Origin of the sequence: Pseudomonas sp. Tri1, from assembly GCF_017968885.1 — a bacterium.
In the GTDB taxonomy this organism is placed as follows: domain Bacteria; phylum Pseudomonadota; class Gammaproteobacteria; order Pseudomonadales; family Pseudomonadaceae; genus Aquipseudomonas.
In genome coordinates, this window is record NZ_CP072913.1 from 6524182 (window position 1) to 6541696 (window position 17515).

The 17515-nt window shown below is 63.9% G+C and carries 12 protein-coding genes; 2 read left to right on the top strand and 10 right to left on the bottom strand.

The window, feature by feature from the left end:
- Window positions 1–67 precede the first annotated feature (67 nt).
- A complete protein-coding gene (locus J9870_RS28605; protein ID WP_210642032.1) occupies window positions 68–1468 on the top strand; it encodes an aminoacyl-tRNA deacylase and HDOD domain-containing protein in 1401 nt (466 codons plus the stop codon).
- A gap of 151 nt (window positions 1469–1619) precedes the next feature.
- On the opposite strand, the gene J9870_RS28610 is transcribed toward J9870_RS28605, so the two are convergent.
- The gene (locus J9870_RS28610) at window positions 1620–2000 is read right to left on the bottom strand and encodes a helicase (RefSeq protein WP_210642033.1); all 381 of its coding nucleotides are present in this window, start codon (window positions 1998–2000) and stop codon (window positions 1620–1622) included.
- Between the two features lie 530 nt (window positions 2001–2530).
- Between J9870_RS28610 and J9870_RS28615 the strand changes: the two genes are divergently transcribed.
- Window positions 2531–2911: a DUF6124 family protein gene (locus J9870_RS28615; RefSeq protein ID WP_210642034.1), complete on the top strand. Its 381-nt coding sequence runs from the start codon at window positions 2531–2533 to the stop codon at window positions 2909–2911.
- A gap of 665 nt (window positions 2912–3576) precedes the next feature.
- On the opposite strand, the gene tagQ is transcribed toward J9870_RS28615, so the two are convergent.
- The 9 genes from tagQ to J9870_RS28660 all read right to left on the bottom strand — a co-directional run bounded on the left by tagQ (window position 3577) and on the right by J9870_RS28660 (window position 17512).
- A complete protein-coding gene (tagQ, locus tag J9870_RS28620) occupies window positions 3577–4512 on the bottom strand; it encodes a type VI secretion system-associated lipoprotein TagQ (protein WP_210642035.1) in 936 nt (311 codons plus the stop codon).
- An 86-nt stretch (window positions 4513–4598) separates the two neighbouring features.
- Window positions 4599–6341, bottom strand: a complete 1743-nt coding sequence (locus J9870_RS28625; RefSeq protein ID WP_210642036.1) for an SUMF1/EgtB/PvdO family nonheme iron enzyme — start codon at window positions 6339–6341, stop codon at window positions 4599–4601.
- Window positions 6319–7515 (bottom strand): FtsX-like permease family protein, encoded by a 1197-nt coding sequence (locus J9870_RS28630; RefSeq protein WP_210642037.1) that lies wholly within the window; start codon window positions 7513–7515, stop codon window positions 6319–6321. The genes J9870_RS28625 and J9870_RS28630 overlap by 23 nt, the downstream gene beginning before the upstream one ends.
- Window positions 7515–8231 (bottom strand): ABC transporter ATP-binding protein, encoded by a 717-nt coding sequence (locus J9870_RS28635; RefSeq protein WP_210642038.1) that lies wholly within the window; start codon window positions 8229–8231, stop codon window positions 7515–7517. Before J9870_RS28635 ends, J9870_RS28630 begins: the two co-directional genes overlap by 1 nt.
- Window positions 8231–11326 (bottom strand): serine/threonine-protein kinase, encoded by a 3096-nt coding sequence (locus tag J9870_RS28640; RefSeq protein ID WP_281728933.1) that lies wholly within the window; start codon window positions 11324–11326, stop codon window positions 8231–8233. Before J9870_RS28640 ends, J9870_RS28635 begins: the two co-directional genes overlap by 1 nt.
- Window positions 11323–12054 carry a protein phosphatase 2C domain-containing protein gene (locus tag J9870_RS28645; RefSeq protein WP_210642039.1) on the bottom strand — a complete coding sequence of 244 codons (732 nt, stop codon included), beginning with the start codon at window positions 12052–12054 and terminating at the stop codon, window positions 11323–11325. Before J9870_RS28645 ends, J9870_RS28640 begins: the two co-directional genes overlap by 4 nt.
- A complete protein-coding gene (gene tagF / locus J9870_RS28650; RefSeq protein WP_210642040.1) occupies window positions 12055–12708 on the bottom strand; it encodes a type VI secretion system-associated protein TagF in 654 nt (217 codons plus the stop codon). It lies immediately after the preceding gene.
- The gene (tssM, locus tag J9870_RS28655) at window positions 12705–16205 is read right to left on the bottom strand and encodes a type VI secretion system membrane subunit TssM (protein ID WP_210642041.1); all 3501 of its coding nucleotides are present in this window, start codon (window positions 16203–16205) and stop codon (window positions 12705–12707) included. The genes tagF and tssM overlap by 4 nt, the downstream gene beginning before the upstream one ends.
- On the bottom strand, window positions 16202–17512 hold the full coding sequence (locus J9870_RS28660; protein ID WP_210642042.1) for a DotU family type VI secretion system protein: 1311 nt from the start codon (window positions 17510–17512) through the stop codon (window positions 16202–16204). The genes tssM and J9870_RS28660 overlap by 4 nt, the downstream gene beginning before the upstream one ends.
- Window positions 17513–17515 lie beyond the last annotated feature (3 nt).

The following is a 17515-nucleotide window of genomic DNA, read 5'->3' on the forward strand; positions in this document are numbered from 1 at the left end:
GTTTCTGGACGCACCTGCCCGGCAAGCTGGTTATACTGCTCAACTTGTAGGAAAACGGATACAAACCATGACTGAAGCTGCCCTCGTCCCAGAACCTCCGCATGCTCCGTCTGTTATTCGGCTGCTGCTTGAAAAGCTGGGTATCGCCTTTGACGAAGTCGTCGAGCGACCGGGCCTGAACCCTGCCCGCAAAGTGCAGGCCGTTCTGTTGCACGATGCCGTCGGCGCACTCATGGTGCTGTTTCCACAAAGCCAATTGCTGGACCTCAACCGCCTGGCCGAACTCACCGGTCGCAAGCTCACGGCGGTGCCGACCGAACGCCTGGAACGCATGCTCGGCAAACACAGCCTGAGCTTGCTGCCCGGCCTGCCAGCGCTGACCAGTTCCCCCTGCCTGTACGAAGAAAGCCTGCTGCGCGAACCGAAGCTGTTGATCAATTCGGGGGAGCCGGGCCTGCTGCTGGAAGTCACCAGCGAAGCGTTCAAGACCATGCTCACCAAGGCCAGCGCCGCGACATTCGGCGAAGCCGTGAGCAACATCACCCCCAACCTGGACCGCCCGCACGACGACCGCGCGGAAATCACCCAGGCCGTCCAGGCGTTTACCGCGCGGCGTATCCAGCAACGCCTGGAAGAAACCATCGAGATCCCACCGCTGGCCGAAACCGCGCAAAAAATCATCAAGCTGCGGGTCGACCCTGACGCGACCATCGACGACATCACCGGCGTCGTGGAAACCGACCCGGCCCTGGCCGCGCAAGTAGTGAGCTGGGCCGCATCGCCGTACTACGCCTCGCCAGGCAAGATTCGTTCAGTGGAAGATGCCATCGTCCGCGTCCTGGGCTTCGACCTGGTGATCAACCTGGCGCTGGGCCTGGCCCTGGGCAAGACCTTGAGCCTGCCCAAGGACCACCCGCAACACACCACGCCGTACTGGCACCAATCGATCTACACCGCCGCCGTCATCGAAGGCCTGACCCGCGCCATGCCGCGCGCCCAGCGCCCGGAAGGTGGCCTGACCTACCTGTCCGGCCTGCTGCACAACTTCGGCTACCTGTTGCTGGCCCACGTGTTCCCGCCGCACTTCTCATTGATCTGCCGGCACCTGGAGGTCAACCCGCACCTGTGCCACAGCTACGTGGAACAGCACCTGCTGGGCATCAGCCGCGAACAGATCGGCGCCTGGCTGATGCGCTACTGGGACATGCCCGACGAACTGGCCACCGCCCTGCGCTTCCAGCACGACCCGCACTACGACGGCGAGTACGCCGCCTACCCGAACCTGGTCTGCCTGGCCGTACGCCTGCTGCGCTCGCGGGGTATCGGCTCCGGCCCAGACGAGGAAATCCCCGATGCACTGCTCGAACGCGTAGGCCTGTCTCGGGACAAGGTCAACGACGTAGTCAGCAAAGTGCTTGAGGCGGAAGTGCTGCTGCGGGAACTGGCTTCGCAGTTCAGCCACGGCTGAACAGGCTCGCCCGGTCATTGATCGTTCCCACGCTCTGCGTGGGAATGCATCCCGTGACGCTCTGCGTCACATCCCGGAAGCGGAACGCGGAGCGTCCCTGGCGACATTCCCACGCAGAGCGTGGGAATGATCGAACAGTGATCCGCTTGACTCAAACCTTCTTAGGCTTCCTCGGCTTCAAATACTTGGTCAGCCCCTGGAACCAGATCACCAGCGCCGGGTTGCCCTTGATCTGGATCGACTTGTCCTGAATCCCCGTCATGAATGCCAGTTGCTTGTTCTTGGCCTGCATCGTGGCAAAACCATAGGCGGCGTCCTTGAAGGCGATGGCGAAGGCAGGCTCCGGGTAAGTGCCGGACCGGCTGGTGATGCGCTGGTTTTTCACGGTGAAATGCCGGGCGACCTTGCCGTCCAGGGTTTGCAGTTGAAACACCAGTTCCTTATCGCCCAACTGCTGCTGGAACGCCGGATTGCTCCGACTGGCCTTGCCCATCAACAACCCCAGCATCCACAGCAGAAAACGAAATTTCATGGGCACCGCCTCGTGAGAAAAGATCAATGGCAGGCAGTTTAGCGATTCTTCGGCGCAACGCCATCATCGGATCGCTTTAGCGGAAGATAAGCTTGTTTTCGCGAAAGATGACTGCCAAGTCACAAAACCAGGATCAAAAGAGCGCAGCCTTCGGCAGCTCCTACACCCATTTCCGTAGGAGCTGCCGAAGGCTGCGATCTTTTCGTCTTTTCCCCCGCCAAACCCTCGGACATTTCCTTCAACACGCCGGGCTGTTCATGAACTAGGCAGTGCTTTCGAGCGTCGCTAACCTTTGTTCGTCATCGCAAAAAACGGTGACACGGACGTGCAAGTCCGGCGGAGGACACAATTGTCGATGGCTATTCATCGGGCATTTTTTTATGCTCGCGAATCGTTATGGCAGCTGTGTATGGGAGATCTTCGGGTCTGCCGGGTACTCCGACCGGTCTTGCACACCTATGCATAGCTGCCACCTCTCTCGACTGTGCAAGCGAAGCGGTGTTGGCTCCTGAAAATCTCGGAGTACAACTATGGTCAAGCCATCACCTAATCCGCCGCAAAACGGCCACAAATCCCGCGTCGAAAACCTCGAAGCTAAAAAGCTCGACGAAGCCGCCACCCGCGCGCTCGACTACTATCTCAACCCCCAAGCCTCCCCGCCCGAACCCGATAAAAACCAGCTCTTCATCGTTTCCCCTCACATCGACACCGAAACCCTGCTGGCCAACGCCTCCGAAGACCTGCAATCGATCAGCACCATCGCCGCCGACCTGGCCGACGACGTGGATGACTCACGCCGCTGCGTCGCCCTGGCAATCAGCCGCATGGCCGATGGGGTGCAGTTGTTGGTTGAGCGGGCGTTGGATCATTTGGAGACAAAGGAGATGGCGGCGCCTGGGGCCAAGGGGTAGCGCTTGCATTGATGCAGGCTGAGCCGACGCCATCGCGAGCAAGCTCGCTCCCACAGGGGAAGCCGGTTGTCGCTGATATAGCAGTCGACACAAAACAACTGTGGGAGCGAGCTTGCTCGCGATAGCGGTGTATCAGGCACTATCGATGCCAGCTGATACGGCCCCATCGCGAGCAAGCTCGCTCCCACAGGGGAAACGCGATCCCACCAAGAGCCAGGCCGGCTGTCAGGCCGCCTCGCGGTGGACGTTGATTTCGGCGCCCCGTTAACCACGATGGCCGAACGCAGGCATTGTGGAGTGGGCATCCCGGCATGGATGCCGGGATAGCCGCGCTGGGCCATGGATGGCCCTTCGCGGCGGGCCCACGGAGCAATGCCTTCGTTCGGGCATGCCGAGCCTAGGCGAGGCACCGAGTGGTGGGGCATAAAGCGTTTTGCTTACTTTTGCGCTTCTCAAAAGTGAGCCGCTGTAAGAGCGGAACCATAAGCCGCCGTTACCGCAGCAACGGATATGTACCCAGAAACAACTGTGGGAGCGAGCTCACTCGCGAAGGCGGTGTATCAGTCGACATTAATGCCAACTGAACCAGCGCTATCGCGAGCAAGCTCGCTCCCACAAGGTTTTGGGTTTTGGCTGCTGATCAATGATCAGCCGCCATCACTCAATCAAACATTCGGGCAAGGAACCGGCGCCCAATCACCCAGGTCCGGGTTCTTGCACATGCTGTTGACCTGAGTGGTACCAGCGCTGGCAACCTGCTTGCTTTCATCCTGCTTGGCCTTGGCGGCCTGCAGGGTTTTCTCAGTGGTCACCGCTTCTTTCGGCACGGTTGGCAACACCGGTTTTTTCGCCGGTTTCACTGCTTTCTTGGTCTTGGTGGTTGGCGCTACGACCGGCGTGGTATCAGCGGTAGCCACAGTCACCACGTCAGTACGCTGCACACCCACTTGCTGCAGGTCTTTCTCATAAGCCTGGGTGTAATTGTTCAAGTCTTCGGAAGCCTTACCGTTGACCGCAACGATCAGGTCATTCGACTCTTTCAGGCCAGCGACGATTTCCGCCAGGCGCTTGCGACCTTCAGTGTCGTTGACAGTCTTGGCCTTGCGGTCGGCAACCAGTTTGCTGAACGCGTTCTGGTAGCACTGCTGCGAAGTCCGGGCGTAGGCGGTGCTGCGGTCGATGTCAGAGACGCTTTTGTTGACGTCGGCAGCGTAGGACGCAATGCGCTGGTTGTCATCGGCGATCTGCTTCTGGCGCTCGGTGTAGTAACCGGCTGCACCACCGGCCAGGGCACCGCCAGCAGCACCGATGGCAGCGTTGCGACCACGGTCTTCCTTGTCGGCGGTCAGGACGCCCAGCAACGCACCGCCCACCGCGCCGACGGCCGCGCCGGTGACTACGGACTTGGTCATGTTGCCCTCGGTGGAGCGCAGGTGCTGCACCGGCTCGTAGCAGTTAGGGTAGTACTCGACCTTGGTGCTCGAGGCGACCTTGGAGGTCGGCGACGTGGCGCAGCCGGTCAGTACGGTGCTGAAGCCGACAGCGACCATCAGCAAATGACGCTTGGAACCCGAAGCAAAAGGTTTACGGGAGAAAAGCATAGTTGTGTTCTCGTTTTAAGTTTTGACCAGCTCAGCGCAGCCCCATTGCCGCCTGAGTCCCTTCCAAGCTCGCTGACAACGAACACTCAAGACCGCTGAGCGTTCGATGCGAGCAATTCCTTCAATATCGCCGCCGGGTCGGCGCGTTTTTGCTGACGATAGTCCCCGACGTGACGAACGAATAACGTTGCGCGCGCCACCAGGCTCTTGCCCAGTACCGGCTTGCGCTCCAACTCTTCCTTGATGCGTTGAAACTGCGCCTGGATCACGGCATCGGTGTAGCGCGTGCCGGTGGCCAGGTTGTCGATGTAGATCGCCACCGCGCCATCCAGCGCACTGCGACCGTTGTCGATGGCCGTGGCGAACAGTTGCGCGCTGGCCTCGTCCTTGGCGTCCAGGGCGACTTGCCGACTGTTCTGCAGATTGGTCAGGCGAATGTTGTAGTTGTTGACGGTCTCAGCCACCAGGGCCGACGATTGAATCAGGTTGCCCGCCGCTTCCTCGCGCTGCTGGGCGATGAGCGAGACGTTGCGCTTGAGCTCTTCGTTGACCAGCCCCAGTTCGGCTTGCAGGCGCGGGTCGACGCTGGCGGCGATGATGCTGTCCAGGCGTTTGGTCGGGTCTTCGGCATCGTCGATGGCATCGGTCAGCGACGCCAGCCGGCCTTCTTTCTGCCACTGGGCAAACAATTCCTTGTAGCGCGAACGCGGTGCCGACAACGCCCCGACGGCCACGCGAAAACCGGTGGTTTCGTTGCTTTGCTCAGTGCCATCGGCGGCGAACAACGGGTATTCGCGGCGCATGCCGGTGAACAACGTGCCCTCGCCTTCCAGGTAGTTGCCGCCCTTGACCACGAAACCGCCATAAGCGCCCTGGCGGCGGCCGGCGTGCACCAATTGGAAGGACTCCTGGACCATCTCGGCGGCGTTGCCGACCACGTCGAACAGGCCGATAGGGTTCGGCAATTTGGTGCCGATGGGCATCAGCCGCGCCGCCTGGCCGGTGCCGCCGGCAACTTGGTTGAACACCGCCCAATCGGCCAGCGGTCCGTCGCTTTCACTGCCTTCCAGGCGCCGGGGAAACAGGCGCCCTTCCAGATCCTGACGGCTCACGGCCTGCCCGCCTCGGGCGGCGAACTCCCACTCCACTTCCGTCGGCAAGCGTACAAAACCAAGCCCGCCGTCTTCAGCAGAGGTGCCGCGACCGCTCACCGGCAGCAGGTCCTTGTGGTACTTCATCAGCCAGGCACTGTACACCGCCGAGAAACGCTCGGCCTCGAACTTCGACAGTTTCACTTTGGGCAAACGCCCGGCCACGCCTTGGGGCAAATCGGCTTGCAGGGCTTCACAGGCCGGCGCCGCTTCGCCGCTGGCCAGCGATTGCGCCTGGGCCATGACTTGGGCGTATTGGCGCGCGGTGACTTCGTACTTGCCGATGAAGTACAGCATCGGCTTGAGCGGCGTCTTGGCGTCGGTCTTGGGCATCAACGGCGTGATGGTTTTGTTCCAGTCCTTGGGCAGGTCCTTGAGGGTGAACTGGCCGTTGATGAAGTCACGCCGGTAGCCGGAAATGAACGATTGCTGGTAACCGGCCTCGCCTTCGCTGAACGGATAACCGAGGCTGATCTCACGGTCGTCCAGGGTGCCCTGGGCGAGGATGTAGACGTAGCGGAACACCATCTGCCCTTCGCATGGCAGCGGCAGGCTGACGTCGTCGGGTAACGGCTTGGGATTGTCCAGCTTGTCCGTGCCTTCATCAGCCCATGTCAGGCTGGCCAGGCTCAGCGCCACGGCGGCGCCCAATAACTTATACATCGCGAATTCCTTCACACGCCTGGATGCGCGCCACCCGCCAGCCGCCACACGCCGCCGCCACGGCGCTGACGCCGAGCACGGCCAGCAGGGCCAAGGTGTAATGACGCACCAGCAGATGGCTGGCGTACTCGCCCGGCATCTGCGCAAATAAATGGTTCAGGCCCGACTGCGCCAGGCCATACAGCCCGACACTCAGCAGAGCCGCAAAGGTGGCGCTGTAGAGCGCCTGCAACACAACGAACAACAGAAGCGCCGCGGTGGAAACCCCCAGCAGGCGCAACACCGACAGCTCCCGGCGCTTACGCTCGACCGCCGCCAGGGCACCGGCAAAAATCGCTGCGAAGGCCCCGGCCAACGCCAACCCGGCGATGATCCAGAAGACGATCGACAGGTTGCGGCTCAACGATTGCACTTGGGCGATGGTCTGGGCCTGAGTCGATACCAACAGGTTCTGCCCAGCGAAATACTGGCGCAGCGGCTCGACGTCGGCGAGGCGGCGTGCGTACAGGCGAAACGCCGGATACACCCGCTGCCCGCTCACGCCCACCGCGTCACCCGGCCAGCCGAACGCGGGCACGGCACGTCCGTCGCGGTAATCCTCGGCCGCCTCCAGCAACGCCAGCGGCGCGAATAAACCATCGCGGGCAAAGGCTTCCAACGGCAGCACGTGCAACACCTGCACCCGCGTGCGCTGCGCCTCGCTGCGCCCGGCCACCTGCCGACCAAAACTGGCCTGCAACCAATCACCGGGCTTGGCGCCGAGCTTTTCAGCGGCAGTCTGGCTGAGCACCACTTGATCCAAACCCCGAGGCACCGGCAGGTGATCGAACAACGGATCGTTGGCCGCGGTGGGAATCATCTCGACCGTGACGAGCGACGCATCGCTGCTCAGTTCCGCCGTGGCGGCGATCTGTCGGGTGCGCGGCAAGGCAAAAGCAACGTCGCCGCGCTGGCTCAATTGCTCGATGAACTCGGCACTGAAGCGACCGCCGCCCAAGGGGATGATTTCCCGGGTGGCTGGGTCGTTCTGCAGGCGTTCGGTGAGGCTGCTGACCAGGCCGAATTTCAGGCCAAACAACACCAGCAATGGCGCCACCACGGCAACCAGGGCCAGCACCGAACAGGCCGACAGCCAGGCATCGTTGCGGTAATCCTGCCAGGCCAGGGAAGCCACCAGCGCGCCGCGCATCAGCAAGCCTCCCCGAGGGTGGCGGTGACGCCGCCATCGACATCGCGGCGGCAACCGATCCGGCGCACCTGCAAACCGCTGGCGCGGGCCAGCGCCTCGTCATGGGTGGCGACCACACAGCACACACCGTGTTCGCGGGCCTGGGCCACCAGCAACTGCATGACGCGCTCGGCGTTCAGCGGGTCGAGGGCAGCCGTCGGCTCATCGGCCAGCAACAGCCGCGGAGCATGGGCCAGCGCCCGGGCACAGCTGACCCGCTGGCGTTGGCCGACGGATAAATCCGCCGGTCTCTTGTCCAGTTGATCGGCAATATCCAATTGCCTAGCCAGGCGCATCACGCTGCCGTCATCCTTCAAACCCAACAGTTTTCGCGACAACTCGATGTTGCCGCGCACGTCCAGGAAGCCCAACAGGCCGCCGGTTTGCAGAACATAGCCCAGGTGGCGACTGCGCAGCTCGGCCAAGGTGCCCTGTTGCGACGCACGCCACAATTTGGCGATGTCCAGCGGCGCGTTGGCAGGGCTGAAGTCGAACCGTCCGGCCTGATCCGGCGCCAGCACCAGCGCCAGCAGATCCAGCAAGGTGCTCTTGCCACAACCACTGGGCCCGACCACTGCCAGTTGTTCACCGCCGCGCAATTGCAGCCGTGGAATCACCAGGCTGTAGCGCTGGCTGCCGGCGCCCCGGCTTTTGTGCACTGCGCTCATGTCCAGCATCACGGCAGCGTCGACAACGGCACGCGGTACAAGGCGTCACCCGGCTCGGCATCGCCGAAACGCACCCAGTTCGCCAAGTCGTTGTGGAAGGTCTCGTAGAGGCGGATTTTCGAATCCAGCTCATCGATGAAGTCTTCCTGCTCGGCCACGCTCAAGGACAGCCATAAATCCTGGGTCATGTTCAACGACTTGCTGCGGTACGGCAGCCCTTCGAGGTACTCGCCGAGGATCCCGCCATCGGCCAGGTTGCCGCCCTTGCGCAAGGCCGATGGGTCGCGGCTCATGTAGGCGCTGGCACTGGCGATTTCCTGGAAGAAATCCTTGGGCGAACTCTGGGTCTTGCGGGCCGCGTCGACGATCAGCTTGAGCGATTGCTGCAAGTCGTTGAGTTGCAGCTTGGTCAGCATCACACAGACCTGGAACGCCGGCAGCGCCGGGTTGGTCAGGTCGCGGTCGGCAGTCCAGGCACTGACCAGTTGCGGGGCCTGGCTGGCGGATTTGCGCCCCAAAAAGTCCATGTGCATCGCGTAGCCGACTGCCGCCGATTTGTCGGCCAGGCTCGGCGCGGCGCTCAGCAGCGGCACGGCTTGCGGCTTGTTGCTGCGCACCTGATGCACCAGGTCGGCGAACACCGAGCCGATCTCGTCCACCCGCTCGCCGAACTTGCGTACATCGGCGCCCGGCACCGGAATGTACAGGTCACCAATCTGTGGGTTGGCGTCGGCGGTCAGGGTGCGGTACTGGCTCTGGGCGCCGGCGTGGGTTTTCTTGCCGGCGTCGCTGAGCAAGTGCAGAGCGTAGATCTTGATCTGCTTGCCCAGCGCCGCCTGGCGCACTTCGGCCTCGTTCATTTGCGTGGCGGCAAACGGGTCGTTCTTGCGCAGGGCACCGGCGTCGGTGACCAACAGGATCAAGCGCCCGCCGTAACCGGACCAGTCCATGCCTTCGACAGCTTCCATGACCCCGGCAAACGCATCTTCGTTGAACGAATGGCTCGACACCGTGGACGCCTTGACCTGCCGCGCCAACTCCATGAAGCGTTGCGGGTCGCGGCCCTGTTCCAGGGTGATCAAGGTCTTGGCGACGTATTCCAGGCCCGGGGTTTTCTTGATGCTGCTGCGAAAACCCACCATGCCGAAGCTGACGCTGTCCAGCTCGCCACGCTCGGCGATGCGGGTTTGCAGTTCGTGGACCACGTCGCGGACCTGGTCGATGTAGGGCTGCATCGACACGGTGGTGTCCACCACCAGCACCACGGCGGTACGGAATGCGTCGGCGTTGGCAGTGGTGATGGGCGTATTGGGCGTCGCCCTGGGCGTGTTGCCCGGGTCGATGGACGCCACGTTCAGCAACTGCACCGGCTGGCCGTTCTCATCCAGGCTCTCGCGGGAATCGAAGATCGGCAACAGGTAGAACTGGCTCTGCGGCACGGCGCTGGCAGCCGGTTCCAGGGCCAGCACTTGCTGGTCTTCTTGCGGGCTCTGCTGGGCCTTGAGCAGCACGTTCTTGGCCGCCGAAGGGTTAGCCAGCAGCTTTTCCACTTCGCCGGGCTGACGCAGGAACATCACAGGCGCCCGGCCGGAACGTTCGGTGAACTTGAGCACCAGGCTTTGCTTCCAGTCGCTGACCTGGGCGGCGGGCAGCCAGCCGTCGCTGCGCCCATCGGTGGCGGCGCCGACGCGCACCCACGCGCTGCCGTCGACGTCCTTGCGCTGATACACGTACAGCACGGAAAACGCCGGCAGCGCCTTGCCCGGCGCGGCACCCGGTGCATCGGCGAGCTTCGCCCCCGGTTTGCTGAGCACGCGCTGGAACAGGGTTTTCTTGCCGGCCATCAACAGCGGACGCTGGCCGCCGTCAGCTTCGGTCGCCACGGGTGGCTGAGCGGGAGGGGCAACAGGAGGCTTGACCGCTGGCACTTCGGGGGCCTTCGGCGGGGACACCTCGGGAGGCTTGGCCGACGTCGTCGTGGCAACCGGCGTTTTCACCGCTTTGCCATCGTCACCGGACAACCACCAATAACCGGCACCACCTAAGGCCAGCGCCACGGCAACCGCGACAGCGGCGAGGGCGAACACCGGCCCCTTGCGCTGTTCCGACACTGAGGACTGAGGCGTCGGTTTTACGGGCGGCGGAACGGGCTTGGGCTGCGATTGTGGCTGCGGTTGTGAGTAAGCCGGGCCGCTGGGAATGTCGATGGACATGGGCGTCAAACCCGCCAAGTCATCAACCGGCTTGGGCGTTTCCGGCAGTTGCAACGACAGCGGCCGGATCAGCGTCGCTTCCGATTCCTGAGGCAGGTTATCCAGCGCCCGCAGCAACGCCGCCGCATCCGGGAAACGCTCCGCCGGATCCTTGGCCAACAGCTTGCGCAGCACATCCTGGTAACGGCCATGGTGCACCGGCAATTCCGGCAACGGTTCAGTCAGGTGCGCCAGGGCCGTGGACAGCGCATCGTTACCGGTATACGGCAGTTTGCCGACGAGGATTTCATAGAGCACCACGCCCAGGGCATACAGGTCGGCGCGGCCATCGATGTCCTGCCCGCGGGCCTGTTCCGGGCTCATGTAGCTGGGCGTGCCGACGGCGAAACCGGCCTGGGTGAATTGGGTGCGGTCGTCCAGGGACTTGGCGATGCCAAAGTCCGAGAGCACCGCCGTGCCGTCGGCACGGAACAGAATGTTCGCCGGCTTGACGTCACGGTGGACCAGGCCCAGACCGTGGGCATAACCCAGGGCCGAGGCGATCTGGCGGATGTAGGTCAGGCCCTGCTCTGGCGTCAGGCCCGCCGCGATGCGTTCCTTGAGCGTGCCGTTGGGCAGGTACTCCATCGCCATGTAATACAGCTCACCGACGTTGCCGATGTCATGGATGGTCACGGTGTGCGGGTGCGACAGGCGCGCCAGGGTCTTGCCTTCGCGCAGGAAGCGCTCGCAGAACGTCGGGTCGGCCGCCAGCGCAGCGGCCATGACTTTCAACGCGACCTTGCGTTCCAGCGAGCGCTGGGTCGCCAGGTACACACTGGCCATCGCACCTTCACCGATCGGCCCTTCGATGTCGTAGCCGGGGATGACAATGTTCAGGGTCAAGCTCATGACGGCACCTTCACGACAACCACGGTGATGTTGTCTGGGGCTCCGCGCATCAGGCCCAGGGACACCAGGCTGCTGGCGATTTCGCCGGGCTCGTCGTGGCTCAACACTTCGCGGATTTCATCGTCCTCGACGGTCTTGGTCAGCCCGTCGCTGCACAGCAAGTAGCTGTCGCCGGGGACCAACAACAACTCGGCCATCGCCAGGTTCAGTTGCGCCTCGACGCCAATGGCCCGGGTGACGATGTTGGCCCGTGGGTGCACCCGCGCCTCGGCTTCGCTGAGCAGGCCACTGTCTTGCAGGTCCTGGACGTAGCTGTGATCGCGAGAGACGCCTTCGAGCACGCCATCGCGCAGGCGATACAAGCGACTGTCGCCGGCCCACAGGCACATGCCACGCAGGTCGCGGGTAGCCAGTACCACCACGGTGCTGCCCATCATGGTCACGCCACGGTTGGCGGTTTCCTCACGCACAGCGGCGTTGACCCGCAACAGGTCGCTTTGCAGCGCCGCGACGTATTCGTCCAGCGAGCGGCCCACGGCAATGTTGCGCAGGCTGTCGACGATCAGGCTGCTGACATAGTCGCCCGCCGCGTGCCCGCCCATGCCATCGGCGACCACCCACAAGCCGTTTTCCGGCAGGTCCAGGCAGGCGTCTTCGTTGACCTGGCGGACCATGCCGACGTGGCTCTTGCTTGCAGACTTGAATGCTTTTCCGGCACTTGGACGCATCTACACAACACCCTCTTGGCCGAGCAAAAATTGCGCAAAATCGGCGGCGGCCGGTAGGCCGTGGCACCGCATCAAACCGGGCGCGATGCGCTCCGAACCCTGGCCCCACCACAGGCTGACGCCTTCGCAAGCCGACTCAGCCAGGGCACTCATTCGCCGCTGCGGGTCAGTGGCATCGAAGCGGTGCAGGCTGGCAAACCGGCTGCTGGGGGTGCGCGGCAGGTACATCGGGCTCCCCAGGTTTTCCAGTTCTGCGCCGAAGGCTTCGAAACTGCCCTCCACGTTCAACGTGCTCAGCAACAGGTTCTCCACCCGTTCGAACCAGTCGTCCGCACCGCCCACCACCGACGCCGGATCCGCGTCGGGCTCCAGCAGCACCGCGACGGTCAGCGGAAAATAGCGGCCGACCCGGTCGATACTTGGCATCACCACGCCGACGGCGGCGTCCGGCCCACACACCCCGGGCGCCACCATGAAGCGCCACAGCGGGCTGACCAGGTAGGCATCCAGCCAACGCTCGCCGAGACTGGCCTGGCTGGCGAGCAGACCCGCCGCCAGCCACGAGTCCCACGGGCTGATAAAGCTCTGCGGCAAACCACGGCTGACGAAGTCGCCGCGGCTGGCCAGCTTTCCGTAGAAGCCCGGCGTACTCATAGCCGCTCCGGCAGGCTGAAGCCGCTGAGCACCCGGCTCTTGAACGGGTTGAAGGCGCTGTTGGCGCGCAACTCGTAAGAGGCGCTGGCGCCATCGACCCGCAGCCGCAGGTTGAAGCGATCCGGCGAGTTGCCGGCGGTCAGGTCCGATTGCTCCAGCAGTCGGAACCAGGCCCATGGCCCGTCCAGGGTGATGCCGGAACGACCGCTGGAGGAAGGCGGCATGATCGAGATCCGCACCACGCCAATACTGCCCGGGTTAGGCCATTGCATGGCGGTCGGACGGCTCGGGCCGTGGTCGTAGCTCAACTGCTGGCCGTCGAGGTCGAGCAGAAATTGGGTGATGGTCGAGTCCATCGCCACCGGTTTGAGCTCGAAACGCACCATCGGCTGGGTGCCGCCGGAACGGAAGAACGCATCGCGGATGGTCGCCGCCCGCTGGAAGGTCTGCAGCACGCCAGGGGCGATGCCAAGCTTCTGCGCCGCGCCCGGCTGCCAGCGCCAGGTCGGAGTCGAGGTGTCGACGTAGGGTTGCAGGTACTTGCGGAAGTAATTGTCCATGACCCCGCCAACCCCGAAGAACTGACCGAAGTCATCCAGGGTCGCGTCCCGCGCACTGCCCGGCGACATCGGGTAACGCCCAGCCAGGGACTGGCGGTAGATGTTCACCACTTCGCTGGTCCAGGCGGCGTTCAGTTGGTTGCGTACCCCACCCATCATGCTGTTGGTGGTGGAGTTGACCACCGACTTGACCAGGCCCTGCACCAGCGGCGGTTGACGTTCAGCGTTGAGGCTGACGCGGGTGGCCGCGGCCGCTGCCTGGTTCTTGGCTTCACCGAGCAAGGCATCGCCGCTGGCACCGACCATGGCACTGACCTGCACGTACAAGGCGTTCATGTCGGCCAGCAGGCCGTCGATGGCCGCCGGTTCGCCTTCTTGCTTACTGACGATGCTGTTGAGCTCGGCGAAGTGCGCGGTGATCGGATCATCGCTGGTCGCCGGTGCGTTTGAGCTCGCCTGCTCCTGGCCGAGCAAACTGCCCAGGCGCTCCTTGAGCTTGTCCACGCCACCCTCCACCGGCGCGCCTTGGGCGGCCAGCAGGCGTTCATCCTGCTGCAGGTCGGTTTCCTTCGCCACGGCCACCAGCAGCTTCTTCAACGGCGAGCTGGGGCCGGAAAGCACCCGCAGCACATCGGCGGCCTGGGCCACGCTGGTGATCGGCACGAAGTCGATATCCGCCAGCAAGGCGTCCCATTGGCGCTGATAGTCCTGGAAGTACAGGCGACGTACATCGGCGGCCAGGCTGGCGACGTTCTGCTGATCGGCCTGTTCGTGACCCAGTACCCACTGCTCTTCGGCCAGGGTGCCGGTCTGGCTCAGACTGGTGAGCAGGAAGCCCTGACGGTAGCCCTTGACGGTGAAGAAGCCGCTCAATGGCTCGCCCAACGGCTTGCCGCTCTTGCGGCTGAACACCAGTGCCGCGTCACGCCCGGCGGCTTCGTTGATGCGGAAGTCCGGGATGCCTTCGGGCAGCTTCTGGCGCTTGATCCGGTCGTAGACGCGCTGGGCCACGGGCAATTGCTGCAACTGCCGGCGCAGGTCTTCGACCAGGCGCGGGTCGAGACGCGCCAGCGGCGGACGCCGCTCGAACAGCGCCTGCAAATGCGCGGTCAGGGCCTGGCGCTGCTCGGCCGGCAAGTCTCGCGGCAGGCTGCGGTCCCAATCCAGGGCGATCCAGGCCTTGATGAAGTCGGCATCGTAATGCTCGGTGTCAGCGAGCATCAGGTAGGCCTTCAAGCCTTCGTAGAGGAAATCCGAATTACCGCCACTGTGCAGTTGCTCTTCGATGCGCGTCAGCAGCCGCGGGGCGAACACCGCAATCAACAACTTGCGATAGACGCTGCCGGACTCGGCTTCGAGCATGTCGCCCTGGTACAGGCCCAGGCCTTCGGCCCAATCGGGCGCATCGTCGGCAAGGTGTTTCACGGCGTTGAGCAATGGCAACACCGCCAGTACGTCGCGCTGGGCCGGGCTGAGGTTTTGCACGGTCTGGCCCAACGGCGCGACCTTCTGGTCGACCTGAGTGATGTAGGCCTGGTTGGCGCGGTAGCTGACCCACCACAACGTGCTGACCACCAACACCAGCACCACGGTGGAGGCCAGTACGCCGCGGGCGATCCATTTGCGCCGACGCTCGACCTTCGGATCGACGCCCACCAGCCCGCGCTCGGCGAAAGCCACGGCGGTGAAGAGTTTTTCGATGAAGTAACTGCGCCCGGTGCCGGTCTGGCGCGCCAGGTGCTGACGGTCCAGGTTCATGCTCTGGGCCATGGAACCGATCAGGCGATCGATCGGGCTGCCTTCCTGGGTGCCGCTGGTGAAATACACCCCGCGCAGCAACACGCGCTCTTCGAAGGCGTTGGGTTTGAACACGCCTTCGAGAAAGCTTTGCAGGCAATCTTTCAAAGCGCCGAACTGCTGCGGGAAGCCATAGATCAGATCGCGCCGCGCCGGGTCGCGCTCTTGCTGCAAGCGCTCGACCAAGCGGTCGTTGAGGCGTTGCTCAAGGCCGGTGAATTCGCTTTGCAGGTGCGCCAGCGGGCTGTCGTTGCCCTTGCCATCGTCCAAGGCGAAGGTCATGCCCCAGACCTGGGCGCGCTCTTCCTTGCTCAGGGTATCGAAATACTCCATGAACCCGGGCACCAGGTCGAGCTTGGTGAGCATCAGGTAGATCGGGAAGCGCACGCCCAATTGGGTGTACAGCTCCTGGATCCGCAGGCGGATCGCCGCGGCATGGGCGGCGCGCTCGGCGTCGCTGCCCAGCAGCAGGTCGGACAGGCTGATGGCGATGAAGGCGCCGTCAATCGGACGCCGGGCCCGTTGTTTTTTCAGCAGGCCAAGGAAGCCCAGCCACGCAGCCTTGTCGACGGTCGCGTCACTGTCCTGGGTGGTGTAGCGGCCAGCGGTGTCGAGCAGGACAGCCTGGTCGGTGAACCACCAATCGCAATTGCGCGTGCCCCCCACGCCACGTACCGCACCGGCGCCCAGTTGCGCGGCCAGTGGGAAATGCAGCCCGGAATTCACCAGCGCAGTGGTCTTGCCCGAACCCGGCGGGCCGATGATCACGTACCACGGCAACTCGTAGAGGTTGCGGCGCTCGTCACCGCCCAGCTTGGCTTTCTTGAGCAGCGCCAGGGCTTCGTCCATGCGCTGGCGCAGGGTTTCGAGCTCTTCGGCAGTGGCGATGCTGCTGGGGTCGGGCGGGGTTTGCGCGGCCAGGCTGCGCATCACTTCGGCGGCCTGACGGCGGGCCTGGATGATGCGGAATACCCGGTAGGCGATCCACACCGCGAACACCAGGATGATCAACGCCCAGCGCCGGCCTTCGGGCACCAGCCACTCCAGCAGCGGGCCGACGAACCAGATGATCAGGCTCAGGGCAATCAGCCCCAGCAACGGAATGACCCAGCGGGTCATAAAACTGAAAAACGCCTTCACTCGACCCCCTCCGCCAATACTGTGATTTCAACCCGACGATTGCGTGCACGCCCCTCGGTGGTGGCGTTGGACGCCAGCGGCTCGGTGTCGCTGCGACCTTCAGCGCTGAAGCGCTCGGGCTGGCCGGTCTTGGCCGAGAGAAGCTCCAGCACCGACCTGGCCCGCGCCTCGGACAAGGCCCAGTTGGAGGGGAACCGGAGGGTGGCAATCGGCCGATTGTCGCTGTGGCCGGTCACCAGGACCTGGCCCTTGACCTTGCGCACCGCATCGGCGATGCGCAGCATCAACGGCTGGAAATCGTCCTTGATGCTGGCGCTGCCAGAGGCAAACAGCTCATCGCCACGGATGGTCACCACCGAGCGGTCAACGGCGTCTTCCACCGCAATCCGGCCGGCCCTGATCTCATCGGCGAGGAAACCGGCCAGGCGTGGTCGTTCGATCACTTTCGGCTGCGCCACGGGACGGTCGATGGTCTGCACCGGGATTTCACCCAGGAAATGAATGTTCTTGAACACCGGCTCGGCATCGGAAGCCAGCTTCATGCGCAGGCCGAACAGCAGCGCCAGCAGCAGCGCCGCGCCGATGGCCACGGCGATCCACGGCGGCATGAATTGGGCCAGTCGATCGCGGGCCACGGTGACACCGCGCCAGTGCGGCGACAGCTCACGCTCGTAGTCGCCACGGGCGCTGCGGATCACGCCCGCGGTGCGCTCACGCAAGGCTTCCAATTGGCTGCGACCGTCGTTCATCACCCGGTAGCGCCCCTCGAAACCCAGGCACATGCACAGGTACAACAGCTCCAGCAGATACAAGCGCTCACGCGGGCTTTGCAGGCAATGCTCCAGCAGCTGGAAGACCTTCTCACCGCCCCAGGCTTCGTTGTGCACGGTGATCAACAGGCTCTGCTTGCCCCAGTCGCTGGTGCCGCCCCACGGCGTGCTCAACACCGCCTCATCGAGGGCGGTGCACAAGGCGTAGCGAGCCAGCAACACCTCGTTGCGCACCACGCCGGCGGCCTCGGCGCGCTCTTCGAACTGGCGCAGGTAGGCCAGCAGTTGCGCGCGCAAGCTGGCTGGCGCCGGGTGAGCAATGGTGCTGCGCAGGCGCGTCAGCAGGGCCAACAACGGGCCGGCGGCGCTTTCCAAGGGGTTGAGGCCTTGGGCTTTGCCCGTCAGCACCGGCGCGGCCGGCATCGACAGTGGTGCCGGCGCAGGTGTCGGCTGTGGACGACCAGCGTCCGGGCGGAAGGGATCTCCACCACGGCCACCGGGCGTTGGCATGAACTGGGTACGATCGTCGTTACTCATCGC

Coding starts and splice junctions, on each gene's coding strand:
- J9870_RS28605 (WP_210642032.1), top strand. CDS start 68: ATGACTGAAGCTGCCCTCGTCCCAGAACCTCCGCATGCTCCGTCTGTT.
- J9870_RS28610 (WP_210642033.1), bottom strand. CDS start 2,000: ATGAAATTTCGTTTTCTGCTGTGGATGCTGGGGTTGTTGATGGGCAAG.
- J9870_RS28615 (WP_210642034.1), top strand. CDS start 2,531: ATGGTCAAGCCATCACCTAATCCGCCGCAAAACGGCCACAAATCCCGC.
- tagQ (WP_210642035.1), bottom strand. CDS start 4,512: ATGCTTTTCTCCCGTAAACCTTTTGCTTCGGGTTCCAAGCGTCATTTG.
- J9870_RS28630 (WP_210642037.1), bottom strand. CDS start 7,515: ATGCGCGGCGCGCTGGTGGCTTCCCTGGCCTGGCAGGATTACCGCAAC.
- J9870_RS28635 (WP_210642038.1), bottom strand. CDS start 8,231: ATGCTGGACATGAGCGCAGTGCACAAAAGCCGGGGCGCCGGCAGCCAG.
- J9870_RS28640 (WP_281728933.1), bottom strand. CDS start 11,326: ATGAGCTTGACCCTGAACATTGTCATCCCCGGCTACGACATCGAAGGG.
- J9870_RS28645 (WP_210642039.1), bottom strand. CDS start 12,054: ATGCGTCCAAGTGCCGGAAAAGCATTCAAGTCTGCAAGCAAGAGCCAC.
- tagF (WP_210642040.1), bottom strand. CDS start 12,708: ATGAGTACGCCGGGCTTCTACGGAAAGCTGGCCAGCCGCGGCGACTTC.
- J9870_RS28660 (WP_210642042.1), bottom strand. CDS start 17,512: ATGAGTAACGACGATCGTACCCAGTTCATGCCAACGCCCGGTGGCCGT.